This is a genomic window from Streptococcus sp. HMSC077D04, from assembly GCF_001808785.1.
Taxonomy (GTDB): domain Bacteria; phylum Bacillota; class Bacilli; order Lactobacillales; family Streptococcaceae; genus Streptococcus; species Streptococcus mitis_BX.
This window is the reverse complement of the sequence record NZ_KV794481.1, coordinates 809-1,600: the sequence shown is the minus strand read 5'-3', so window position 1 is coordinate 1,600 and position 792 is coordinate 809. Positions and strand designations below refer to the sequence as shown.

1 protein-coding gene is annotated in these 792 nt (G+C 38.1%); it reads left to right on the top strand.

Going from position 1 to position 792, the window contains the following annotated elements:
• Positions 1-792 (top strand): N-6 DNA methylase (locus HMPREF2701_RS01510; protein ID WP_148130494.1); only part of this gene is annotated, 792 nt, incomplete at both ends.

The following is a 792-nucleotide window of genomic DNA, read 5'->3' as shown; positions in this document are numbered from 1 at the left end:
AATGAATTTTTCGATGAACTCAATCCAAAGTACGAATCAGAACGTTTAACTCTTAGAAGCTTAGTAAGTAAATCAGAATACTCCACCATGAAACAAAGTTCTCTTACAGCCTATTATACAGACCCAATGATTATTCGCCAGATTTGGCAAAAATTACTGGATGATGGTTTTGAGGGAGGAAGGATATTAGATCCTTCTATGGGGACTGGGAACTTCTTTGCGGCTATGCCTAGCAGTATACGAGAGAGATCAGAACTCTATGGAGTTGAATTAGACAGCGTGACAGGCGCAATCGCAAAACAACTCCACCCCAATACCCATATTGAAGTGCGAGGATTTGAAGAAGTCCCCTATCAAAATAATAGTTTTGATTTAGTCTTAACGAATGTTCCGTTTGGAAATTTTCGGATTGCAGATAAAAACTATGATAAACCTTATATGATTCATGATTACTTTGTCAAACACTCACTTGATTTAGTAAGAGATGGAGGACAAGTGTCGATTATCTCATCTATCGGGACAATGGATAAGCGGACAGATAATGTCTTACAAGAAATTAAATCCAACACTCATTTTTTAGGGGGAGTTCGTTTGCCGGATACGGTTTTTAAAAAGATTGCAGGTACTCAAGTGACCACAGACCTCCTCTTCTTTCAAAAGGATCAAGCAAAGAATCTTAATGAAGATGAGCTTGTCTTTAGTGGCTCTATTCCCTTTGAGGAGGATAAGCGTGTCTGGATCAATCCTTATTTTGATGGGAAATACAATACACAAGTTTTGGGTGAATATGAG